This window comes from Mixta theicola (assembly GCF_002895925.1).
GTDB lineage: Bacteria > Pseudomonadota > Gammaproteobacteria > Enterobacterales > Enterobacteriaceae > Mixta > Mixta theicola.
Genome location: NZ_NWUO01000009.1, coordinates 76,799 through 99,052, shown reverse-complemented (window position 1 = coordinate 99,052; position 22,254 = coordinate 76,799). Strand labels below are relative to the sequence as shown.

Below are 22,254 nucleotides of genomic sequence, written 5' to 3'. Positions count from 1 at the left end.
CAATTATGCGGTGTTGCAGAAAAAAAGCGGCGAGGAAAGCTTTCCTGCCGCCGTTAGAGGTTTGCTGAATCTTTCGATAGCAAAAAAACCTTTCTATTCAGAAAGTTGATAAGTTACACAAGAGAATCGTACTGCTTTTATATAGTAATATTGTAAGCGCGCGCTTTTCCGTTATTTTCGGACTGTCCACCAGCGGTATACAGCCCAGGCGAGGCGGCGGCTTTATTAATCACTTTGCTCAGGCTTTGCACTTTTTGCATGTGCATATCAAGCAAATGGCTGGCTTGCAGATTCATTTCGCTGGCTTTTTGGGTTGACTGCAACAACCTGTCCCAGCAGCCCGCCAGCGTTGGCTGATGCGTATAGGGCGCGAGCAGCCGCAGGCGTTTCTCTGTCTGCTTTCTTTGTTCATCATGCCACGCCAGGGTAGATAACAGACGGCTTTTGGTATCAGAGAGCTGCTGCAGCGCGACGGCATTAACCTGCGCGTAGCTTAGCTGCTTAATCTCATCCGCCAGCACCGCTTCCAGTTCGTTAAGCGTATCCTGCAGGGTATTTAACGTCGTCTGTAAGGTTTCCATTATTATTTCTTTTACCGATCGTCGAGAATATTTTGCAGCAGCGCCTGTGCGATTTTATCGTAATCCATTTTCAGTTCGCCGTTACGGATAGCATCTTTAATTTTCTCGACGCGTTCCATATCGATATCGCGAGGGCTATCGGCTTTAATATGCTGCGTTAACGCGCTGAGTTTGACATCAGTCCCTTTCTCAGGCGTGGTATTTTCTTTTGGTGTGCTGTTAGCCAGATTCCGTTGAGCGAGCTTTACTTCCTGCTGAACATGGGCTGGCGTAACAGGTTGCGTTTTCAGCGTATGGTTAATGCTCATATTTTTCTCCGAAACCTGGATGTTTACCTCTTACGTTACTAATAATATCGGTGTTTGCACGGATACCTAAAGATGAAATTACAAATTTATCCGCACGCTGCCATCGCTATTAACGCTACCTGTTACCAGCTGGCCGCCCTTCATTCGCACCCGAACGGCCCCATTAACCGCGGCATTATCCAGCGCTTTGCCTCTGGCCATAATATGAAAGCCGTTACCGTAAGCGATAACGTCTATTTCTTCGCCGCGATTGATACGCCAGCTTTTACGCAGCTGATTCTCCGTTAACGGCTGTCCGGCGCGTACGGGGCGGGTCAATACGGCGCCGCGAATCGAGCCGAGATTCATAACGAGGCCGGAGGGTAAATTTGCCAGCGATCCGCTGCGCTGAACCACATCATCCGGGTTAAGTATGCTGCCCGTTTTCAAATCCCTTGCGGCAACCCACCAGCTGCCTTCCGCTTCAATTCGCACCTGAAAAAAATGTTTTTTATTACCGCACTGGGCAACCACTGTTCGGTTGCCGGTCAGACGCTGACCGCCGCTCAGGGAGAGATGCGGATCGGCACACAGCGACGCTAATTTATCTGGTGAAGTTAATAAAACCGCACGGCGAGTCATATTGGGCGTTATATTTTTGTCAGAGCTATTTAATAATGTGTTAATTTTTTCTGTTAGCGTATTATTATCAGCCTGTGCCGTAAGGGTAAATAATATAGAAAATAAGGTTAATACTATTCTGCACCAATCCTGGGGTGATTTTTTCATACGCAACCGGGCCGATGAATAATTAGGAGTAAGGTAATTTACTTGTCTCGCCTAAAGCCAGTGTAACGCTATCCTGACATAAGTTAATGCGCTAAATGCCGCCGCTTTTGGCGCTTATTAAAAACATAGCGCCGATTTTTACATTACCTCATAAAATAGATAGAGATTCGTCTTGTTTTCGCGGTATAGATTATTTCCAATTCCCCTTATAGTCACTACGTTAATCTTCATGTAACAAAATAAGGCCAGTCTTTCCATGATGGATAAACTCGATAAGGCATTATATTTTCAGCAGGAAGCTTTGAATTTACTGACCCGCAGGCAGGATATTTTAGCGTCAAATATCGCTAATGCCGATACGCCGGGTTATTTAGCCAGGGATATCGATTTTTCTCAGCAGCTTAAAAAGGCCGTAGTGCAAGAACGCCGTCAGGCGCAATCTTTAACACTCAGCCTGACGGAAAAAAGACATATTCCGGCAGCTGCGCCCGTTCATAATCGGAACGAATTATTATATCGCATTCCCGATCAGCCCAGCGCTGATGGTAATACCGTTGATATGGATCGTGAGCGAGTTAATTTCGCGGATAATAATATCAAATATCAAACCAGTTTAACCCTTCTCGGATCCCAAATTAAAGGGATGATGAACGTCATCACGCAGGGGTAATTATTATGTCTTTATTCAGTATTTTTGATATTTCAGGTTCTGCGATGACAGCGCAGTCAAAAAGACTAAACGTCAGCGCCAGTAATATGGCGAATGCCGATAGCGTGGCTGGCCCGGACGGTAAGCCTTATCGCGCGCGTCAGGTTGTTTTTCACGTTAACCAGGCGCCTGGCCAGGAAATTGGCGGCGTACGGGTGAGTAACGTCATTGAAAGCGATGCGCCGGATCGTCTGGTCTATGAGCCCGGCAATCCGCTGGCGGATGCCAAAGGCTATGTCCACATGCCAAACGTAAACGTGGTGGGCGAAATGGTAAATTCCATCTCCGCTTCGCGCAGCTATCAGGCCAATGTGGAAGTGATGAATACCGCCAAGGCGATGATGCTGAAAACGCTGTCGTTAGGTCAATAAGGAGTGTTGAAATGGCTGTGACGCCGGTAACTAATAGCTATAACGCCACCAGTAGCAGCAACGGTTCCAGCATTGAAGATATTACCAACAACTTTATGAATCTTCTTGTTGCGCAGATGCAGAACCAGGATCCCACCAATCCTATGGATAATAATCAGCTTACCTCGCTGATGGCGCAGTTTAATACCGCTGCGGGCGTCCAGCAGCTGAACAGCACGTTGGGTAATGTCGGCACGCTGGTTAACAGTATGCAGCAGATGAACGCGGCCCAATGGGTTGGACGCAGCATCTATGTTGAAGGGGACAGCAGCGTTACGTCTACCGATGATACCTTCGCTTTTTCTCTCAACAATAACGTCGATAAAGTCAGCGTGGTCTTAACCGACCGTGCCGGTAATAGCTATACCGCCGATTTAAAAGATGTTAAGGCGGGCGTACACAAATTGACCCTTGATGATTTAACGGGTTTCCAGCCCGCCGAGCCGGGATTCGATAACGGCGAGACCTATAAGGTGACCTATACCGCCGCCAATCAGGATGGCTCCGTCCCGAAAATCGTCTCGTTAAAACATGCCAAAGTAGAAAGCGTCTCCTTTACCTTGTCCGGTGCGGTATTGCAGCTGGGACTGGGCGGCAGCGCGACTTTGGGTGAAGTGTATCTGATTGAATAATATTTATTTCAGCGTTGAATGTTAGCGACCAGGAAGGTTACGTATGAGTTTTTCACAGGGTCTTAGCGGACTGAATGCGGCTTCACAAGCTCTGGATGTTGTCGGTAATAACATCGCCAACTCTCAGACTATTGGTTTTAAATCTGGCTCTATCTCTTTTGCCGATGTTTTTGCCGGTTCGCAAATCGGTATGGGCGTACAGGTTTCCGGAGTCAGACAAAATTTTAGCGACGGTGTGCTGGGTCAGGGCACCGGTAGCCTGGATATGGGTATCCAGGGAAACGGTTTTTTCCGTTTGGTGAGTGAAGCCGGGCAGGTGTTTTACAGCCGTAACGGCCAGTTTAAAACCAATGAAAATGGTTACATCATTAACGATACGGGAATGCAGTTAACCGGTTACCAGGCCACGGGAACGCCGCCGACCATCCAGCCGGGCGCGGCGATTGGTCCGATCCAGATTCCGACCGGTCAGATGCCGGCGCGCGCCTCTGACAGCGGCACGATGAAAGGGAATCTTGATTCTGGCGCAGAGGTGATCGATCCGGCTCTCGACTTTGATCCGAAAGACAGCAACAGTTACAACTCAGTAAGCCAGGTTGACGCCTACGATAGCCTGGGTAACCGCCATACCATTAACGTCTACTTCGTTAAAACCGGTGATAACCAATGGAAAGTCTATACCAGTGATACCACCTCGCCGGTAGTCGATGATGCGGGCAAAGTGCAGTATCAGGAGATGGGTATTAATTTTGACAGCGCCGGTCAGCTCACCACCAATCCGGCCAGGGTGCCCATCGCTGGCGCAGGCTATAACGGCGCGGATGCGTTGGAATTCGAGCTGGATATGACCGGTATGACGCAACAGGCTACCGAGACCGCAATGGAAAGCCCGAGCACTACCGGCTATCCGCCGGGCATGATGAACGGCTTTACCGTGGGCGACAATGGTCAAATCATTGCCTCTTACAGCAACGGACAACAGCAGCTGTTGGGCCAGGTAGTGCTGGCGAACTTTACCAATGCCGGCGGACTGGCTTCCAGCGGCAACAACGCCTGGACCGAAACGCCTGCTTCCGGTCAGCCGGTGGTCGGCATCGCCGGAACCGGTAACCTGGGCAATCTGTACGGTAATAAGGTCGAAGCGTCCAATGTCGATCTGAGCCAGGAGATGGTCAACATGATCATTTTCCAGCGCAACTATCAGTCCAATTCGCAGACGATTAAAACCCAGTCTGAATTGTTACAGACGCTGGTTAATCTTGGTTAATGGCGGAATGACATGGATCGTGCAATTTATACAGCAATGGGCGCGGCAAACGCCGCGCTAAATCGCCAGGCCGTTACGGCAAATAACCTGGCAAATGTATCTACCAACGGTTTTCGTGCTCAGCTAACCGCCTATCGTGCGGTGCCGGTTAACGGTCCTGGCGATGCAACGCGCGTGCTGATGACTGAATCCACGCCCTATAACGATTACACCATGGGCTCGGTTAACCAGACCGGCCGCAGCCTGGACGTGGCGATGCCGCAAAACGGCTGGCTGGCGGTTCAGCTACCGGACGGCGGCGAAGCCTACACGCGCGACGGTAATATCGAAGTAGATAGCGAAGGGCAGCTGCGCGTTAAAGGCTATCCGCTACTGGGCGACGGCGGGCCAATCGAGATCCCGCCGCAGGCGCAAATTACCCTTGCGCCAGACGGGTCTATTACCGCCTTAGGCGCTGGCGATGAACCGACCGCGCTGGCGCTGATTGGACGGCTGAAAATGGTCACGGCGCAGCCTTATCTGCTACGTAACGGTGATGACAGCCTGTTTCATGTTGATCCCACCGTTGAAGAAAACCCGGTATTGCCCGCCGATCCAGAGCTGAGGATGATGCCCGGCGCGCTTGAGAGCAGCAATGTCAGCCCGGTAAAAGCGATGGTGGATATGATCGCCACGGCGCGCGGTTTTGATATGCAAATGAAAGTCATCTCAGCCGTCGATGATAATGAAAAAAACGCCAATCAACTGCTTAGCATAAGTTAATAACGGCAAGGAGAAGCCTGTCATGATGCACGCCTTATGGATAGCTAAAACCGGTCTGGAAGCGCAGCAGACCAATATGGATGTCATTACCAACAACCTGGCCAACGTCAGCACCAACGGCTTTAAACGTCAGCGTGCGGTATTTGAAGATTTGCTTTATCAAACCCTGCGTCAGCCAGGCGCCCAGTCTTCAGAGCAGACGACCATCCCTTCTGGTTTGCAAATTGGTACCGGCGTGCGTCCGGTAGCGACAGAGCGTATTCATAGCCAGGGCGGGATGACGCAAACCAGTAATTCCAAAGATGTCGCTATCAGCGGGCAGGGCTTCTTTCAGGTGCTGTTGCCGGATGGTACGACGGCCTATACCCGTGATGGCGCATTTCAGATCGATCAGAACGGGCAGCTGGTCACCGCCAGCGGCTACCCCATTCAGCCAGCAATCACCTTACCGCAGGATGCAGGCACGCTAACCGTGGGCGGCGACGGGCTGGTTACGGTTACCCAGGCGGGACAAACCGCGCCGCAGCAGGTAGGACAGCTGACGCTAGCCACCTTTATCAATGATTCCGGGCTGGAGAGTATTGGCGAAAATCTTTATCGCGAAACCCAGTCATCCGGCGCGCCGAATGAATCCACGCCGGGGCTGAACGGGGCGGGCTCGCTGAAACAGGGCTATGTGGAAACCTCAAACGTCAACGTGGCGGAGGAGCTGGTCAATATGATCCAGACGCAGCGTGCGTATGAGATCAACAGCAAGGCGGTAACCACTTCCGATCAAATGCTACAGCGCCTGACACAGCTCTGACTGTAACGGGACCAGGGCTGCAGCCGTGATAGTCGCCGCCCTTTTCATCTGCTCTTACGTAGTGAATATCATGATAAATCCGCCTGACTTTGCGCCGTCTGAAGTGCATCAATACGCCACTCGCCGTGCTGCCCCTCTCTGTTTCGCTCGTTTGCCGATGCTGTTGATACTCGGCGCGCTGCTGACAGGCTGTGCTGGCATTCATCATAAACCCCTGGTGAACGGTATAACCAGCGCCAGCCCGATGCCGACGATGCCGGGCACGGCAAATGGATCGATATTTCAGACCGGGCAGATAATGAATTACGGTTACCAGCCGCTGTTTGAAGATCGTCGCCCGCGCAATATTGGCGATACCCTGACCATATTGCTGCAGGAAAACGTCAGCGCCAGCAAAAGCTCCTCGGCTAACGCCTCGAAGGATGGCTCGACAGGGCTGAGCTTTAGCGCCATGCCGCGCTTTATGAGCGGCTTATTTGGCGGTGACCGGGCGGAAACGGCGATTGAAGGCAGCAACGAATTCACCGGCAAAGGCGGAGCCGCTGCCAGAAATACCTTTAGCGGCACCATTACCGTTACCGTGCAGCAGGTGCTGGAAAACGGCAACCTGATGGTGGTTGGCGAAAAACAGATCGCCATTAACCAGGGCACTGAATTTATTCGTTTTTCCGGCGTGGTGAATCCGCGCACTATCAGCGGCAGCAACACGGTAGTCTCTTCTCAGGTTGCTGATGCGCGCATTGAATACGTAGGCAGCGGCTATATCAACGAGGCTCAGCAAATGGGCTGGCTGCAGCGTCTGTTCCTTAACTTTTCTCCTTTTTAACAGGCTGACTATGAGAATTTCATTTTCCCTCTTCTGTCTGCATGGGCTCTGCCTCAGCCTGGCCCTGCTGCTGATACCGCCAGGCTACGCCGAGCGGATTCAGGATTTAACCACGCTGCAGGGCGTACGCAGCAATTCGTTGCTCGGTTACGGGCTGGTGGTAGGACTGGACGGTACCGGCGATCAGACGATGCAAACGCCGTTTACCACGCAAAGCCTGAATAATATGCTGTCGCAGCTGGGAATTACCGTCCCGGCCGGCACCAATATGCAGCTGAAAAACGTGGCGGCGGTGATGGTAACTGCCGATCTGCCGCCGTTTGCCCGTGCCGGTGAAAAAATCGACGTGGTGGTTTCCTCCATGGGTAATGCGAAAAGCTTACGTGGCGGCACGCTGCTGATGACGCCGCTTAAAGGCGTGGATAACCAAATTTATGCGCTCGCCCAGGGGAATCTGTTAGTTCCCGGAGCCAGTGCGCAAAGCGGCGGCAGCAGAGTGCAGGTTAACCAGCTTAACGGCGCGCGTATCAGCGGCGGCGCAACCGTAGAGCGCGAAGTACCGACACAGTTTGGCCTGGAAAATGTGCTGAGGCTGCAGCTAAACGAAGAAGATTTCACGCTGGCCCAGCACATCAGCGATGAGATCAATCGTCGTTACGGCGCGGGTACCGCAATGGCGGAGAATGCACGCGTAATCAAGCTGTTCGCCCCCACCAACAGCACGGAGAAAGTGCGCTTTATCTCCCGTATCCAGAACATCTCCATTAAGGTCGGGCCAAAAGAAGCCAGGATTGTGGTTAACTCACGCACCGGTTCAGTGGTCATCAATCGCCACGTTACGCTTGAAGCCTGTGCCGTGGCGCAGGGCGATCTGACGGTAGAGATTTCCCGTAGCAATCAGGTCAGCCAGCCGGATACGCCGCTGGCCGGCGGGGAAACGGCGGTGGTGCCCAACACCCAGGTTTCGTTGCGGGAACAGAGCGGCGCGCTGCAAAGAGTGAATACCAGCGCCGATCTGAATGCGGTTATTCGGGCGCTGAACGGTCTGGGCGCCACGCCAAACGACCTGATGTCGATTCTGCAATCGATGAAAAGCGCGGGTTGCCTGCATGCGAAGCTGGAGATGAACTAATGAAAAGCACCTCTTTAATACAGGGGGCCGCTTTTGACGCGGGTTCTCTGGATACGCTAAAGCGCCTGGCGCAAAAGGATGCGCAGCGCGGTTTGCAGGGCGCAGCGCAGCAAATGGAAGGATTGTTCGTCCAGATGATGTTAAAAAGCATGCGGGCGGCCAGCTTTAAAGATGGTTTGTTTAACTCGCAGCAGTCAGAAATGTTTACCGCCATGTACGATCAGCAACTGGCGCAGGATATGGCGGCACACGGGAAGATCGGACTGGCTGATGTCATGGTGCAACAAATGGGCGGCGCGCCCCCAGCTTCAACCACGGGCGGTACGCCGGTCGCGTTTTCATCACGTCAACTCCCCACCGAACGGACATTCTTCCCGCCGCCCGTCGCAAAAATGGCCGTTTCTGGCGGACAGTCTGGCGTATCCGCTGTGGGCGGCGGATTTATTTCGCGGTTGCTGGCGCCTGCGGTAGAAGTTTCACGTCGAACGGGCATCCCGCATCAGTTAATTATTGCACAGGCCGCGCTTGAGTCGGGCTGGGGAAATAAAGAAATACGCCGGGAGAATGGTCAGCCAAGCTATAACCTGTTTGGCATAAAAGCGACGCCGGACTGGAAAGGCGAAACGGCAGAAATAACCACCACGGAGTATATCAACGGCGTGGCGAAAAAGGTAAAGGCGGCTTTTCGCGTTTATCATTCCTATACCGATGCGCTGCATGATTATAGCGCGCTGCTGGTGAATAATTCGCGTTATAAAAACGTGACGCTGGCTAAAACCCCGGAACAGGCCGCACACGCGCTACAGGATGGAGGTTATGCAACCGATCCACAATATGCCAAAAAATTGATCGGCATCATGCAACAAATTAAAAGTAACCTAACGCAGGCGGTGAATGCTTATAAAATCGATCTAACGTCAATATTTTAGTGACTTCAATTTTAGCAAATTCACCCCGCGCCGATAGATATATAAGGCTTTATTTATTCTGGTTAACTCAGAAATTTCGCACATATGGAATGCGGGTGATTTATGAATCTCATGTATCTGGCACAAAGCGGCCTGAGCGCCGCCCAGTCATCATTAAATGTTGTAGGTAACAATCTGAATAATGCTTACACGGTGGGTTATAGCCGTCAGAATATTATTCTGGGTGAAGCGGGCGGTAAAACTACTGCGAATGGCTTTTTTGGCTATGGAGTTCAGGTTAACGGTGTGAAGCGCGCCTATGACGCTTTTATTAATAACCAGTTACGCGGCGCGCAAACAGAATATAGCGCCCTGTCCAGCCGTTATGAGCAGCTCAGCCAGATTGATAATATGCTGGGCGACAAAAGCAACAACGTTTCCGTTTCTATTAATAATATTTTTGGCGCACTGGAAAAAATGAGCAGCGATCCGGTGAGTATGGCTGCGCGTCAGGAAGCGATGTCGCAATTTAAAGCGACCGCCTATCAGTTTCAAAGCAGCTCCCGCACATTAAACGGGCTGGAAAAAAGCACCAATACGCAAATTAACCAAACCGTAAACGACATTAATTCCTGCGCCAAAGAGCTGGCGACGGTTAACGCGGCGCTGTACAAAATCCATGCGCAAACCGGCGGACAGCCAGCGGACCTGCTCGATCAGCGCGATTTACTGCTGAACAAGCTGAGCAATCTGGTCGGCGTGACCGTGGATGAAAACCAGCTGACCGGTGAGGTAAAGGTTTCGCTTTCCAATGGCCTGCCGCTGGTTAACGGCGATCGGACCTGCCTGTTTGAAGCCACGCCTTCGGCAGCTAATCCGGCGCGATTAGAGGTGTCCTATATTGACGCTTCCGGCAATCCCATCAAGCTGGACGAAGAGAAAATCAGCAGCGGGAAACTGGGTGGCCTGTTTAAATTCCGCAACGAAGACCTGATCGATGCGCGTAACCAGCTTAATCAGCTGGCGCTACAGATGGCTAACCGTTTTAACGAAGTGAATACGGCGGGCTTCGATATTGATGGCGAGGCCGGCGGGGATATTTTCACTATTGCCGATCCGTCAGCATTGGTTAATCGTAATAACCAGGGCGATGCGTCGCTTGATATTAGCTTTAGTGACATTCCGCAGGTTAAAGCGCAGGATTACACCGTGGTTTATCAGGGGCCAGGCGCCAATGACTGGTTAATTACCGATAGCAGCGGCAGGGAAATTACGCCAGATATCGGCTCGCAGGGTGAGCTGAGTTTTGATGGCATCACTATTCAGCCACAGGGTACGCCTGAGGCTGGCGACAGTTTTATTCTTAATCCGGTTGGCGGCGTGGCTGAAAATATTGCCGTGGCGATCAGCAGCGGCGATAAAATTGCCGCCTCCAGCTCTGCTGATATCGAAGAAGAAAGTAATAACGAAAATATCAAAGATATGATCGCTATTAAAAATGAAACCCTGGTCGGCAAGGCGACGTTAACCGAAGCTTATGCCAGTCTGGTGAGTTCAGTCGGCTCTGCGGTTAATTCGCTGGAAGGCAATAAGGATGTTGCGGAAAACGTTTACGATCAACTGGCCGAGCAGCAACAGAATGTCGCGGGTGTCGATCCCACGGAAGAATATCTTTATATGCAAATGTACACCCAATATTACCAGGCCAATGCGCAGGTGTTACAAACGGCAACCACTATCTTCGATGCGCTTTTAAATATCCGATAAAAAATTATCATTGACCCAACAGGGACAGCGAAAATAACGTAAGGGAAAAAAGATGCGGATTAGCTCACTTTATATGTTTCAGCGTCAGATAAGCAATCTGGCGAATAGCAACGCCAATTTCAACGATATTGCCGCCCGACTGGCGCAAGGACAATCACTGCTGAAACCGTCAGACGATCCGGCAGGCGCATCGCAGGCGGTCATTTATCAAAACTCGCTGGCTAAGCTTGAACAATATGAAACCGCCCGCCAGTATGCCCAGGATACGCTGGGGCAACAGGACAACGTGCTGAATTCGATCAGTTCGCTGTTGTCCAAAAATCTTTCAGAAAAAATTGTAGCTGGCGGAAACGGGACTTATTCCGATGAGGATCGCATGGCGCTGGCGACAGAGCTGGAAGGTATTCGTGATAACCTGATGAACCTCGCTAATAGTCGCAACAGTAACGGCCGCTATATCTTTGCTGGCTATAATACCGGCAGCGAACCCTTTGCCAAAGACGGCACTTACCTCGGCGGCAAGACGCCGATTGTGCAACTGGTCGCCGACAGTACGGCAATGCAGGTTAGCCATACCGGCGATGACGTTTTCATGTCCGGCACGCCGGACGATCTTTTCGCCGCTCTTGATAGCGCGATTGAAGCTTTGAAAGTGCCGGTAACGGAAGATGCCGACCGCGAAGCGCTGCAGCTTACGCTGGATCGCGCTAACGTTTCGATTAAAAAGAATATCGATAATTTGGGCAAAGTGCAGGCCAGGGTGGGAACGAATCTTCAGCAGCTGGATATGCTGGGCTCCAGTGCTGATAAGCATAAAATAGATGTTGAAAGCAGTTTGCAGGAAACGCTGGGTGCAGATTTAGACACCTTTACCACGCTGTCCATCCAGTCAAAAATGGTTGAATTCGCCTTAAATTCATCTTATATGGTATTTCAGTCGATGCAACAAATGTCGATTTTCAATATGCTAAGGTAATTCCTTAAACGAAGTAATAACGGAATAACTATTACTTTTCTGTATATACCTAGAATTTAGGCAATATGATTAAGGATAATCTATGCTCAGGCATTTAAAAATCTCCACGGGAATTAATATAGCCATCTTTAGCCTGATTTTATTGTTATTAGGCATTGTTGGTTTTGGCTATTTTAGCGCATCGACATCGGGTCAGCAATTTACGAGCTTTATGCAAGTAAATGAAAACTCGCGCATTCTTGATAACGCGTCCCGTAACGTTAATAGCTTAATGGAAAAAGTTTACTCATTATCCCTGGCGACCGTCCAGGGAGAAAAAGTACAGGCTCAGCAGATTAGAGAAGGACAGCAGCTGCTTGCCGTAGCCCAGGAACAATTAAAGCGTTTTTTTGCGCTGCAGCATGATCAGGATGAAGCTGGCGTCGTCGATAAACTTAAAGTAGATGCGGATAAGTTAATGGGACTGCTTGCATCCCGGTTGGAAAATTCCCAACGGTCCGGTAACGTTATTAAGCATATGAATGAAATCGCTGCCGCCCGCACTAATTTCGAGGCCGGGCTGGGGCAGTATAACGTACGCATCACCAAACTGATCGAAACAATAGAAATGGAGGCCGCTGCTAATAATTACCGTTTCAACTTGCTGGCGATTAGCGTTGGGGCGATTGCGCTGGGTTTGGTGATTTTAACGCGCCTGTGGCTGAAATGTGAACTGTTCCGACGTCTGGAAGAGACGGTGGAAACTTTCCAGAGTATGGCGATAGGCAAGCTGGACGAAGTGATCCCGGTGGGTACGCCTAATGAAATCGGCCTAATGTTCATTGAGCTGGAGAAACTGCGTCAGTGGGTGACGGCTACCGTCTCCTCTATTCGTAATGGCGTAAGCCGCATTAACACGTCAGCACGGGAAATCGTCAGCAGTAATAACGATCTTTCCTCGCGTACCGAAGCACAGGCCTCCTCTTTACAGCAGACCGCCGCCAGTATGGAAGAGCTGAAAATTACGGTGCGGCAGAATGCAGATAATGCGCATACGGCGCGTCAGCTGGCCGAAAGCGCCAGCGGCAGCGCACGTAACGGTGGCGAGGTGATGTCTGGTCTCGATGCGATTATGCGCCGAATCATTGAAAGCTCTCGTCAGATTGGCGATATTAACAGCGTGATCGATAGCATTGCCAACCAAACGAATATCCTGGCGCTGAATGCCGCCGTAGAAGCAGCGCGAGCTGGCGAGCAGGGCCGTGGATTTGCCGTGGTGGCAGGAGAAGTGCGTAACCTGGCGAAGCGCAGCGCCGACGCGGCGAAAGAGATCCGCACGCTGATCAATACCTGCGTGGCGGATATGCATACCGGTTCGCAAGAGGTTGAGCAGGCGGGAACGGCAATGCAGCATATTATCCAGTCGGTTTCTCAGGTGACGGACATTATGGCAGAAATAGCGTCTGCTTCTGATGAACAAAGCGCCGGTATTAACCAAATTGCTCAGGCGGTGAATGAACTGGATTTGGTTACCCAACAAAATGCCACGATGGTCGAACAGGCAGCGGCAGCGGCGATAAATATGGAAGACCATGCGGAGCAGTTGGGCAAATTGGTGGCGCATATTAAATTAAAAGACGATGTGGGTTATGCGGTTATAGAGCATCAGCCGTTATTAGACCATCCGCTGAAATCGCCTGTAAAAAATCGTAAAGAAAATGAGCTGGATCATATTAATCCCGTAGAGGAATGGGAAAGTTTTTAGATTAATTTTCTTTAAACGTCAGTAATTGTGCATTAGCCCAACAAGCGTCACGAAACTCTGGCTCATTCACGGAATTAGCGAAGATAGTGAACTCTTATTGGGCTATATATACCCTGGCCAATGAAAGATAATTAAACTATTACTCATGACAGGATGGACAATGTCATTGTGAATGAATTATATACCTCTGAGGGTATGGTAGATAAAAATGCATTATGGAAAAAGTATGGCTTCCTGGTGCGACATGAAGCACTCAGATTACAGGTGCGTTTACCAACCAGCGTGGAGTTGGATGATTTGATTCAGGCTGGAGCGATTGCGCTTCTCAACGCCATCGATCATTTTGACCCTAAAAAAGGCATTGTTTTTAGTACTTACATAACGCAGCGTATACGCTGGGCTTTAATTGATGAACTGCGTGAACGCGATTGGGTGCCGCGTCGTATACGCAGTAACGCGCGTGAAATTGCCGCAGTTATTCACCGTATTGAACAGGCGACAGGAAAAGCCGCTAAAGAAGCGGACGTTGCCGCAGAGATGAATGTTACCCTTAGTGATTACAGGCAAATGCTGGCAGATACCAATATTAGCCAGATCTGCTCACTGGACGAACTGCAGGAAGAGCTGGCGGACAGGTTTGAACAACCTGATATGCAACATGAAAAACTTAATCCGCTAAATGAAATCACCCAATTAAAGCTACTTACAAAAATCGCTGATGAGATAAAAACGTTACCTGAGAGGGAACAGGTATTATTGAATCTCTATTATCAGCAAGAGTTAAACATGAAAGAAATCGGGGAAATACTCGGAATAACGGAAACCCGGGTAAGCCAATTGCACAGTCAGGGTATTAAAAGAATACGTGCGCGGCTACAATTATTAGGTTAAATGTTAAATTAAATAAGCGCTTTAGATTTTTTAATCCAGTTCTTTAAGAGGCTGATAACATTTCAGGTGTCAGCCATTAATGATTATAGTAATTTTACGGGTTAATCTGGACGATAAGGTTTTTTATCGTGTTGTTTGGCGTTAAAAATGCGGGGCTAATTGAATATAGATTAAAAAGTTCTTGAAAATGATAGTTGGTTATATGATAATCGAGATCCAAATAGGAAATGTCTTGAAAATTCCAGTATCAGCAAAATAGCTTGCCGAATGTTAAGGAAGGCGGAAATCTTTTCATATTCAGCACCTCACTATTATTAGTGTTTACTTGCCTGACTTAGCCATATGTGCAGACTTTTTATTTATACTGAGGTATGCGAAAAATAAAAAATGGACATTCCATATTGTTTGGCCCTCAGCTAAGGCTGGTATTTTAAAATACCGGCTGGATTATTTAACATGAAATCAATGTGGAATAAAAATATGCACAGCTCCGATTCCAACGATCAGCTTCAATCTATACATAATCTGAACCTTACTTATTTGCTTTTGGCACAAAGGCTTATCCGGGAAGATAAATTCGCCGCAGGCTTCCGTCTGGGGCTGGACAGCACCATCCTGGATGCGCTTAGCGATCTTACTCTACCGCAGCTTATCAAGATGGCGTCAACCAGCCAGCTGATATGCCGTATGCGTGTAGATGACAAAGAGATCATTGATTGTCTGACTAAAGCATCACGTATTGATGCGCTGCAACAAATACATACCGGCATTATTTTATCAACGGAATTGCTCAATTCACTTCCCGAGCAAAACCATCCCTCTTGCTGACGGAGCTAGCAATCATGAGTGAAAAAAGTATCCTGGATGAAATTAAAGAAGTCCAGATGGCAATGGAGCTTATTACTTTTGGCGCCAGAATGCAGGTGCTGGAAAGTGAGATCAGCCTAAGCCGTAGACGGCTTTTAAGGCTTTACAAGGAACTGCGCGGATGTCCCCCGCCAAAAGGCATGCTGCCTTTTTCTGCGGAATGGTTTATGTCCTGGGAGCAGAATATCCACTCATCGATGTTTTATAACATTTACCTGTTTATCAGAAAAATAGAAAACTGCCGTCCTATTGAAGCATTAATCAAAGCTTACCGTTTATATCTTGAGCAATGCCCGGTTAAAACTACCGAAAAACCCGTGCTGGGATTAACACGCGCCTGGACATTATTGCGTTTTATTGAGTGTGGCATGATAGAGCGCACGGAATGTGTTGCCTGCCACGGCGGTTTTATTATTACGCATGAGCATGCAAAAGATCCGTTTACCTGCAGCCTGTGCAGTCCGCCTTCACGTGCGGCGAAAAAATGTGAAAGTTATGATATTGCCGGTTAACAAGCGCATTGAAATATAACGTTGATGGTAAGGGACTGGGATCGTTAATGACGTATCTGTAAATCTGGGTACGTTAGCGCCTGAAACGTTATTCACCAGTAATAAATATAAAGAAACAGGCGTGTTAATAATAAGGAGTGAACATGCTGGTTATTCTGGGTTATGTGGTTGTTTTTTTGACGGTTTTTGGCGGGTTTGTTTTGTCTGGTGGTAATCTTGGCGCGCTTTTTCAACCTGTCGAACTGCTAATAATTGGCGGCGCTGGCGTGGGCGCTTTTATTGTAGGAAATAATGGTAAAGCTATTTCCGCCACGATGAAGGCGTTCCCTCTGCTATTTAAAGGCGCACAGTATAATAAATCCATCTATATGGATTTAATGGCATTGATGTTTTTATTGCTGTCAAAAGCGAGACAAAACGGCATGATGGCGCTGGAAAATGATATAGAAGATCCGCAGAACAGCCCTCTTTTTTCTGCCTATCCACGTCTGATTGCCGATAAATTATTAATGAACTTCCTTGTCGATTATTTGCGGCTGATGATTAGCGGCAATATGAGCCCGCATGAAGTTGAAGCCTTAATGGATGAAGAAATTGAAACCTGCGAGCATGAGCTTGAGGTGCCTGCCGGCAGCCTGAATTCCGTGGGCGATGCTTTTCCTGCTTTCGGTATCGTGGCGGCCGTAATGGGGGTGGTTAACGCCCTGGCCGCAGCCGATCGGCCTGCTGCAGAGCTGGGCGAACTGATCGCGCACGCGATGGTGGGAACCTTTTTAGGCATCCTGCTGGCTTACGGCTTTATCCTGCCGCTGGCTGCCCTGCTGCGACAAAAAAGCAGTGAAAAAATTAAAATTCTTCAATGTATTAAAGTTACGCTGCTTTCCAGCATGAGCGGCTATGCGCCACAGATCGCGATCGAGTTTGGTCGAAAAATCCTTTACTCAACGGAACGTCCTACCTTTATTGAACTGGAGGAGCACGTGCGCCAGGTGAAATCGAATAAAAGTAGTGATTCGGAAGGCGCGCCATGAGTAAAAATAAACACCCCGTCATTATTGTCCGCAAGCGGAAAAAGCATGGGCATGGCCATCACGGCGGCTCATGGAAAATTGCCTATGCCGATTTTATGACGGCCATGATGGCCTTTTTTCTCGTTATGTGGCTGATTAGCAACAGCACGCCGCAGCAGCGACATCGAATTGCTGAGTATTTTCAAATGCCTTTAAAGGTTGCGCTATCACAGGGCAACCAGCCCAGCCTGAGCGAGAGCGTCATTCCGGGCGGCGGCAGTGATATGGTGCATAAAAAGGGTGAAGTTACCCGATCTACGCCGCGCGATAATGCGGATATTAAACGGCTAAGAAAGGCCCGCGATCGGTTAGATAACATGATTAAAACCGATCCCAAACTCAACAACTTCCAGTCAAATCTGCGCATGCAGCTCACCGAAAATGGACTACTCATCCAAATTATCGATAGCCAGGATCGGCCGATGTTCAAGCTGGGCAGCAAAGAGCTGGAAGGGTATTTGAAAGGCATTTTTGAATCTTTAGTGCCAGTAATTAATCAACTACCTAATCGTATTAGCCTGACGGGGCACACCGATTCTCTTCCCTATGCGCATGGCGATACTGGCTATAGCAACTGGGAGCTTTCCGCCGATCGCGCTAACGCCTCGCGTCGCGCGTTGATTAGCGCCGGGCTGTCGGTCAATAAATTTATGCGTGTGATAGGAATGGCTGATTCATTGGCGCTGGATAACACATCGCCTGAGCATGCGATCAACCGCCGCATCAGCATTCTGGTATTAAGTCAAAATAAAGAAAAATCACTGATTAATGACGATAGTTTAATCCAGAGCGTTGCCGACCATGAAAACATCGATGCAATAAAAGACGAGCTAAAAATAACACCTCAAACCAATGAAGATGCCGCCGCGCTTGCGAATTAAATCAGGATAAGGTTGAACAATATGGATGTAAGCGATTTTTATCAGACTTTTTTTGATGAAGCCGATGAGCTGCTGGCCGATATGGAAAAATATCTGCTGCAGCTTGATGTCGTTTCTCCTGACAAGGAGATGATGGATGCCATTTTCCGCGCCGCGCATTCAATTAAAGGTGGCGCGGGCACCTTCGGCTTTAAAATATTGCAAGAAACTACGCATTTAATGGAAAACCTGCTGGACGATGCTCGCTGCGGTGCGCTGCGACTAACCAGCGACATCATTAATCTGTTTCTGGAGAGCAAGGATATTATGCAAGATCAGCTTGATGCCTATAAATCTTCTCAGGAGCCAGACGAAGAGACTTTTCATTATATTTGCGAGGCTTTACGGCAAATTGCGCTGCAAAGTAAAGATGGCTCAACGGAGCCGGTAGCGGTGGGGACAACACAGCCCGCAAGCGTACAAGCGGATCGTGCCTTTCTTAATATCACGCTGCTAAAGGTCAAAGAGGAAGAGGGACGTCTGCTGGCCGATGAGCTGGCTAATCTGGGTAAGATCCTTAGTCAGCAGCAGCAGGAAAACCAGCTGCAGATTCAGCTGGAAACCACGGCCAGCGCGGATGAAATCGAGGCGGTGCTCTGCTTTATTCTCGAAGCGGAACAGATAGCGATTACCGCGGGCAGCGCGCCGACAGAGCCAGCTGAGCCGGTCACGGTTAATGAAGCCGCACCGGTAGCGGCTGCGGCAAAAAGCGCGCCCGGCAAGCCAGCCGCCCGTGCGCAGGCCGCTGAATCTAACAGCATCCGCGTTGCGGTTGAAAAGGTCGATCAGATTATTAACCTGGTCGGCGAGCTGATTATCACGCAGTCGATGCTGTCACAGCTTTCCGCTACCTTAGAACCGTCGGCCAATGACGTGCTGATAAACAGTATCGCCCAGCTGGAGCGCAACGCGCGCGATCTGCAGGAATCGGTGATGTCGATTCGTATGATGCCGATGGAATATGTCTTTAGCCGCTTCCCACGGCTGGTGCATGATTTAGCCGGCAAGCTGAACAAAGAGGTGGAGCTAACGCTGGTTGGTGGCTCAGCCGAGTTGGATAAGAGTCTGATTGAACGCATTATCGATCCGTTAACGCACCTGGTGCGCAACAGCCTCGACCACGGTATTGAGAACGGCGAGGAACGCGTAGCGAAGGGCAAATCCGCCGTGGGCAACCTGACGCTGTCAGCAGAACATCAGGGCGGAAATATTGTTATCGAAGTCAGCGATGACGGCGCCGGCCTAAACCGTGAAAAAATCCTGGCGCGGGCGCAGTCGCAGGGCATGGCGATTAATGAAAACATCAGTAATGAAGATGTCTGGATGCTGATTTTTGCCCCCGGCTTCTCCACGGCGGAAAAGGTGACTGATGTCTCCGGGCGCGGCGTCGGCATGGATGTGGTCAGGCGTAATATTCAGGAGATGGGCGGCCATGTGGAAATCACCTCCGAGCAGAATAAAGGCTCGACGATCCGCATTATTTTGCCTTTAACCCTGGCGATACTGGACGGGATGTCGGTCCGCGTTGCCGATGAAACCTATGTGCTGCCGCTCGGCGCAGTCATGGAATCGCTGAAGCTGTCAGAGGACTCGCTCTACCATATGGCGGGCGACGAGCTGATGCTGCAGGTGCGCGGCGAATATATCCCGCTGATTACGCTGCAGTACGTATTTGGCATGATGGATGAGCCGGCCGCGATTAATGACAGCGTTGCGGTAATTTTACAAAGCGCTGGCGTACGTTACGCCCTTATGGTCGATCAGCTCATTGGCCAGCATCAGGTGGTGGTAAAAAATCTTGAGCTTAACTATCGCAAAGTTCCCGGTATCTCTGCCGCAACTATTCTGGGGGACGGCAGCGTGGCGCTAATTCTTGACGTCGCTGCGCTGGCAAAACTGTGCAAATCTAAGCGCGTCGCGACGAAAGCCGGGCAAGCGCTCTCTGTTTAAGGACAAACAAAATGACTGCTTCCGCATCTGAAAAGAAAATAGTAAACGATAATCATGGCAACGAATACCTGGTGTTTACGCTGGGAAACGAAGAGTACGGCATCGAAATATTAAAGGTGCAGGAGATTCGCGGCTGCGAACGGGTAACCCGTCTTGCCAATACGCCGGAATTTATTACCGGCGTTACCAACCTGCGCGGCGTCATTGTACCGATCGTCGATTTGCGCATTAAATTCGATCTGGCAGGCGTAGAGATTAACGAAAAGACGGTCGTGATTGTGCTGAGTCTGACGCAGCGGGTGGTGGGCATTGTGGTAGACGGCGTTTCCGATGTACTGTCGCTGAATGCTGAAGAGATCAAACCGGCACCGGACTTTTCCGTTACGCTCTCTACCGATTATCTGCTGGGCCTGGGTTCAGTTGATGAAAGGATGATTATCCTGGTGGACATAGAGAAGTTACTGACCAGCGAAGAGATGGAACTGGTTGAGAAAAGCGTCAACGAGACGCTGTAGTTTTTCAGGGCAGCAGCGGCAAGCGATAAGCCGCTACGGCCCTTTTTTATTGCTTCGCCTTACGCCTTTTATCCCCCCGTTTATTTCCCTTCTGTATCCGCTTTTCCTGTACCGATGTCGCTTACCTGCCACCGGGCTGCCTGGTGGCGCTTAACGGCTGGAGAGATGTCGCAGCCTGTTTCCGCGGTGGCTTTCACGCTTTGGTCAGGCTTTATTGCTTACCGCTATGCTATTGCTCTGCCGTATCTTTATTGCCGGCTAAGCCGCCGGAAAGAGATTAATACGCTGGCGACGGGCATAAAAAAACGCTCTGCCTGTAAGGGCAGAGCGTCAGCTTAAGCAGCGGAACCGTTATGGTTGCCGCGTTAAACTTAGCGCAGCAGAGACAGAACGTTCTGCGGTACCTGGTTAGCCTGAGCCAGTACGGTAGTACCGGCAGACTGCAGGATGTTAGCGCGGCTCATGTTAGAAACTTCAGAAGCGAAGTCCGCATCCAGGATACGAGAGCGAGATTCAGACAGGTTGTTTACAGTGCTGTCCAGGTTGCTGATAACAGAAGCAAAACGGTTCTGCGCAGCACCCAGGTTTGAACGCAGGCTATCAACCTGCTTCAGCGCTGCGTCAACGGTTTCCAGCAGCGCGGCGCTCGGATCTTCAATGTCGGCGCCTACTGTAAAGGTCGCATTGGTAGCAGGCGCGGTCCCTGTAACGGCAGTAGTGATTTCCACATTGACTGCAGTACCGTCCGCTTTCTCACCGACAGCCCTGATAACGCCTTTGCCATCAACAAAGATATCGCCTTTACCGCCAGCACCGAAGGCAGTCGTGTTCAGCGAAGTGATGTTAGCATCAGTCAGTTCATGCGTTTTGGTGGTGTCGGCAGTGTTGGTAACGGTCATACCGGCGGCGGCTTTTGAACCGTATTCAACGCGGTCGGCATAAGCGTTGACGTCGAAATCTTCCATGGACAGTTTTTCGGCGTTAATCTGCTGCAGGTTCAGGCTGATGGTTTCGCTATCGTTGGCGCCAACCTGAATAGTCAGGCTCTGGTCAGTTTTCAGAACTTTCACGCCGTTAAAGTCGGTCTGTTCAGAGATGCGGTTGATTTCAGCCAGACGCTCGTTGATTTCGTCCTGAATTGACTGACGGTCAGATTCAGAGTTGGTGCCGTTGGAAGCCTGTACGGTCAAACGACGAATGTTCTGCAGGTTGTCGTTAATCTCGTTCAGCGCGCCTTCAGTGGTCTGAGCAAGAGAAATACCGTCGTTTGCATTACGTGAAGCCTGAGTCAGACCGGTAATGTTAGAGGTGAAACGGTTACTGATCGCCTGGCCTGCAGCGTCATCTTTTGCGCTGTTAATACGCAGGCCGGAAGAAAGACGTTGAATTGCAGAGCCCAGTGAGTTCTGTGATTTGTTCAGATTATTTTGAGCCATCAGACTCAGAGCGTTAGTATTAATCACCTGTGACATATTATTCCCTCATATATAGGTTAGGTTCTTATATTGCAGTCTCTCTGCAATTTGATGATGCGTTAACAAGCGCATATTACAAATATCGGCTTCAGATAAATTCTCTAAAAAAATAATTGCATGATTTTTTGTTTTTTGCGCAGTTTCCAGGCAAAACGAATGTTTTAGTAAAGGAGCGGCTTAAAATAACCGGGATTTTTTTATAATGTAAATTAAAACGAATAAATGCCAGCAGTGACGGCGCCTTATAGGCGGTTTGCTTTTTAGAGAAGGATGCAATAATTAAGGCTTTTATAAGGGATTCAGCATAAAGCTGGCTGATACAGAGAAATAAAATCCTTACGCTTATCTAAATGCGATGAGTTTCAGGATGATTAAAACGGTAAAAGAACGGAAACCATCCTGTTACAAATAAGTATAATAAAGAAAAGGGCTTATCTTCGCGCTGTTTATACCGATAGC

General features: G+C 49.6%; 23 protein-coding genes. 19 read left to right on the top strand and 4 right to left on the bottom strand.

Annotated elements, in window-relative coordinates; genetic code table 11:
* Positions 1–137 precede the first annotated feature (137 nt).
* The 3 genes from COO59_RS13195 to flgA all read right to left on the bottom strand — a co-directional run bounded on the left by COO59_RS13195 (position 138) and on the right by flgA (position 1,510).
* On the bottom strand, positions 138–581 hold the full coding sequence (locus tag COO59_RS13195) for a flagella synthesis protein FlgN (protein ID WP_103060254.1): 444 nt from the start codon (positions 579–581) through the stop codon (positions 138–140).
* A gap of 11 nt (positions 582–592) precedes the next feature.
* Entirely contained in the window at positions 593–889 is a 297-nt protein-coding gene (flgM, locus tag COO59_RS13190; protein WP_103060253.1) for a flagellar biosynthesis anti-sigma factor FlgM, read from the bottom strand.
* A 78-nt stretch (positions 890–967) separates the two neighbouring features.
* Positions 968–1,510: a flagellar basal body P-ring formation chaperone FlgA gene (gene flgA, locus COO59_RS13185; RefSeq protein WP_165786517.1), complete on the bottom strand. Its 543-nt coding sequence runs from the start codon at positions 1,508–1,510 to the stop codon at positions 968–970.
* A 403-nt stretch (positions 1,511–1,913) separates the two neighbouring features.
* On the opposite strand from flgA, the gene flgB reads away from it, so the two are divergent.
* The 19 genes from flgB to cheW all read left to right on the top strand — a co-directional run bounded on the left by flgB (position 1,914) and on the right by cheW (position 20,320).
* Positions 1,914–2,327 (top strand): flagellar basal body rod protein FlgB, encoded by a 414-nt coding sequence (gene flgB, locus COO59_RS13180; RefSeq protein WP_103060251.1) that lies wholly within the window; start codon positions 1,914–1,916, stop codon positions 2,325–2,327.
* Between the two features lie 5 nt (positions 2,328–2,332).
* Positions 2,333–2,737 carry a flagellar basal body rod protein FlgC gene (gene flgC / locus COO59_RS13175; RefSeq protein WP_103060250.1) on the top strand — a complete coding sequence of 135 codons (405 nt, stop codon included), beginning with the start codon at positions 2,333–2,335 and terminating at the stop codon, positions 2,735–2,737.
* 11 nt (positions 2,738–2,748) lie between these two features.
* Entirely contained in the window at positions 2,749–3,408 is a 660-nt protein-coding gene (locus tag COO59_RS13170; protein WP_103060249.1) for a flagellar hook assembly protein FlgD, read from the top strand.
* A gap of 43 nt (positions 3,409–3,451) precedes the next feature.
* On the top strand, positions 3,452–4,675 hold the full coding sequence (gene flgE, locus COO59_RS13165; protein WP_103060248.1) for a flagellar hook protein FlgE: 1,224 nt from the start codon (positions 3,452–3,454) through the stop codon (positions 4,673–4,675).
* Positions 4,676–4,687: 12 nt separating this feature from the next.
* Positions 4,688–5,437, top strand: coding sequence for a flagellar basal body rod protein FlgF (locus COO59_RS13160; RefSeq protein ID WP_103060247.1), 750 nt, complete (start codon positions 4,688–4,690; stop codon positions 5,435–5,437).
* A 22-nt stretch (positions 5,438–5,459) separates the two neighbouring features.
* On the top strand, positions 5,460–6,242 hold the full coding sequence (gene flgG / locus COO59_RS13155; protein WP_103060246.1) for a flagellar basal-body rod protein FlgG: 783 nt from the start codon (positions 5,460–5,462) through the stop codon (positions 6,240–6,242).
* 157 nt (positions 6,243–6,399) lie between these two features.
* Positions 6,400–7,068 (top strand): flagellar basal body L-ring protein FlgH, encoded by a 669-nt coding sequence (locus tag COO59_RS13150; protein ID WP_240614140.1) that lies wholly within the window; start codon positions 6,400–6,402, stop codon positions 7,066–7,068.
* Positions 7,069–7,078: 10 nt separating this feature from the next.
* Entirely contained in the window at positions 7,079–8,200 is a 1,122-nt protein-coding gene (locus COO59_RS13145) for a flagellar basal body P-ring protein FlgI (protein ID WP_103060244.1), read from the top strand.
* Positions 8,200–9,129 (top strand): flagellar assembly peptidoglycan hydrolase FlgJ, encoded by a 930-nt coding sequence (flgJ, locus tag COO59_RS13140; RefSeq protein WP_103060243.1) that lies wholly within the window; start codon positions 8,200–8,202, stop codon positions 9,127–9,129. Before COO59_RS13145 ends, flgJ begins: the two co-directional genes overlap by 1 nt.
* A 102-nt stretch (positions 9,130–9,231) precedes the next feature.
* On the top strand, positions 9,232–10,875 hold the full coding sequence (gene flgK, locus COO59_RS13135) for a flagellar hook-associated protein FlgK (RefSeq protein ID WP_103060242.1): 1,644 nt from the start codon (positions 9,232–9,234) through the stop codon (positions 10,873–10,875).
* A 52-nt stretch (positions 10,876–10,927) separates the two neighbouring features.
* Positions 10,928–11,851, top strand: a complete 924-nt coding sequence (gene flgL, locus COO59_RS13130) for a flagellar hook-associated protein FlgL (RefSeq protein WP_103060241.1) — start codon at positions 10,928–10,930, stop codon at positions 11,849–11,851.
* Positions 11,852–11,933: 82 nt separating this feature from the next.
* Positions 11,934–13,595, top strand: a complete 1,662-nt coding sequence (locus tag COO59_RS21500) for a methyl-accepting chemotaxis protein (RefSeq protein ID WP_103060240.1) — start codon at positions 11,934–11,936, stop codon at positions 13,593–13,595.
* Positions 13,596–13,763: 168 nt separating this feature from the next.
* Positions 13,764–14,486 carry an RNA polymerase sigma factor FliA gene (locus tag COO59_RS13120; RefSeq protein ID WP_103060332.1) on the top strand — a complete coding sequence of 241 codons (723 nt, stop codon included), beginning with the start codon at positions 13,764–13,766 and terminating at the stop codon, positions 14,484–14,486.
* Positions 14,487–14,966: 480 nt separating this feature from the next.
* Positions 14,967–15,314: a flagellar transcriptional regulator FlhD gene (gene flhD / locus COO59_RS13115; RefSeq protein WP_103060331.1), complete on the top strand. Its 348-nt coding sequence runs from the start codon at positions 14,967–14,969 to the stop codon at positions 15,312–15,314.
* 14 nt (positions 15,315–15,328) lie between these two features.
* Positions 15,329–15,865, top strand: a complete 537-nt coding sequence (flhC, locus tag COO59_RS13110) for a flagellar transcriptional regulator FlhC (protein WP_103060239.1) — start codon at positions 15,329–15,331, stop codon at positions 15,863–15,865.
* Between the two features lie 143 nt (positions 15,866–16,008).
* Positions 16,009–16,896, top strand: coding sequence for a flagellar motor stator protein MotA (gene motA, locus COO59_RS13105; protein WP_103060238.1), 888 nt, complete (start codon positions 16,009–16,011; stop codon positions 16,894–16,896).
* A complete protein-coding gene (motB, locus tag COO59_RS13100; RefSeq protein WP_103060237.1) occupies positions 16,893–17,816 on the top strand; it encodes a flagellar motor protein MotB in 924 nt (307 codons plus the stop codon). Before motA ends, motB begins: the two co-directional genes overlap by 4 nt.
* Positions 17,817–17,837: 21 nt before the next feature.
* Positions 17,838–19,805 carry a chemotaxis protein CheA gene (gene cheA, locus COO59_RS13095; RefSeq protein ID WP_103060236.1) on the top strand — a complete coding sequence of 656 codons (1,968 nt, stop codon included), beginning with the start codon at positions 17,838–17,840 and terminating at the stop codon, positions 19,803–19,805.
* Positions 19,806–19,816: 11 nt separating this feature from the next.
* Positions 19,817–20,320 (top strand): chemotaxis protein CheW, encoded by a 504-nt coding sequence (cheW, locus tag COO59_RS13090; protein ID WP_103060235.1) that lies wholly within the window; start codon positions 19,817–19,819, stop codon positions 20,318–20,320.
* A gap of 371 nt (positions 20,321–20,691) precedes the next feature.
* Here the strand turns inward: cheW and COO59_RS13085 are convergent, their stop codons facing one another.
* Positions 20,692–21,792 (bottom strand): FliC/FljB family flagellin, encoded by a 1,101-nt coding sequence (locus tag COO59_RS13085; protein ID WP_103060234.1) that lies wholly within the window; start codon positions 21,790–21,792, stop codon positions 20,692–20,694.
* Positions 21,793–22,254: the final 462 nt, after the last annotated feature.

Excerpts from the sequence above, each read along its gene's own strand:
- COO59_RS13195 (WP_103060254.1), bottom strand. The coding sequence starts at position 581 with ATGGAAACCTTACAGACGACGTTAAATACCCTGCAGGATACGCTTAAC.
- flgM (WP_103060253.1), bottom strand. The coding sequence starts at position 889 with ATGAGCATTAACCATACGCTGAAAACGCAACCTGTTACGCCAGCCCAT.
- flgA (WP_165786517.1), bottom strand. The coding sequence starts at position 1,510 with ATGACTCGCCGTGCGGTTTTATTAACTTCACCAGATAAATTAGCGTCG.
- flgB (WP_103060251.1), top strand. The coding sequence starts at position 1,914 with ATGATGGATAAACTCGATAAGGCATTATATTTTCAGCAGGAAGCTTTG.
- flgC (WP_103060250.1), top strand. The coding sequence starts at position 2,333 with ATGTCTTTATTCAGTATTTTTGATATTTCAGGTTCTGCGATGACAGCG.
- COO59_RS13170 (WP_103060249.1), top strand. The coding sequence starts at position 2,749 with ATGGCTGTGACGCCGGTAACTAATAGCTATAACGCCACCAGTAGCAGC.
- flgE (WP_103060248.1), top strand. The coding sequence starts at position 3,452 with ATGAGTTTTTCACAGGGTCTTAGCGGACTGAATGCGGCTTCACAAGCT.
- COO59_RS13160 (WP_103060247.1), top strand. The coding sequence starts at position 4,688 with ATGGATCGTGCAATTTATACAGCAATGGGCGCGGCAAACGCCGCGCTA.
- flgG (WP_103060246.1), top strand. The coding sequence starts at position 5,460 with ATGATGCACGCCTTATGGATAGCTAAAACCGGTCTGGAAGCGCAGCAG.
- COO59_RS13150 (WP_240614140.1), top strand. The coding sequence starts at position 6,400 with ATGCTGTTGATACTCGGCGCGCTGCTGACAGGCTGTGCTGGCATTCAT.
- COO59_RS13145 (WP_103060244.1), top strand. The coding sequence starts at position 7,079 with ATGAGAATTTCATTTTCCCTCTTCTGTCTGCATGGGCTCTGCCTCAGC.
- flgJ (WP_103060243.1), top strand. The coding sequence starts at position 8,200 with ATGAAAAGCACCTCTTTAATACAGGGGGCCGCTTTTGACGCGGGTTCT.
- flgK (WP_103060242.1), top strand. The coding sequence starts at position 9,232 with ATGAATCTCATGTATCTGGCACAAAGCGGCCTGAGCGCCGCCCAGTCA.
- flgL (WP_103060241.1), top strand. The coding sequence starts at position 10,928 with ATGCGGATTAGCTCACTTTATATGTTTCAGCGTCAGATAAGCAATCTG.
- COO59_RS21500 (WP_103060240.1), top strand. The coding sequence starts at position 11,934 with ATGCTCAGGCATTTAAAAATCTCCACGGGAATTAATATAGCCATCTTT.
- flhD (WP_103060331.1), top strand. The coding sequence starts at position 14,967 with ATGCACAGCTCCGATTCCAACGATCAGCTTCAATCTATACATAATCTG.
- flhC (WP_103060239.1), top strand. The coding sequence starts at position 15,329 with ATGAGTGAAAAAAGTATCCTGGATGAAATTAAAGAAGTCCAGATGGCA.
- motA (WP_103060238.1), top strand. The coding sequence starts at position 16,009 with ATGCTGGTTATTCTGGGTTATGTGGTTGTTTTTTTGACGGTTTTTGGC.
- motB (WP_103060237.1), top strand. The coding sequence starts at position 16,893 with ATGAGTAAAAATAAACACCCCGTCATTATTGTCCGCAAGCGGAAAAAG.
- cheA (WP_103060236.1), top strand. The coding sequence starts at position 17,838 with ATGGATGTAAGCGATTTTTATCAGACTTTTTTTGATGAAGCCGATGAG.
- cheW (WP_103060235.1), top strand. The coding sequence starts at position 19,817 with ATGACTGCTTCCGCATCTGAAAAGAAAATAGTAAACGATAATCATGGC.
- COO59_RS13085 (WP_103060234.1), bottom strand. The coding sequence starts at position 21,792 with ATGTCACAGGTGATTAATACTAACGCTCTGAGTCTGATGGCTCAAAAT.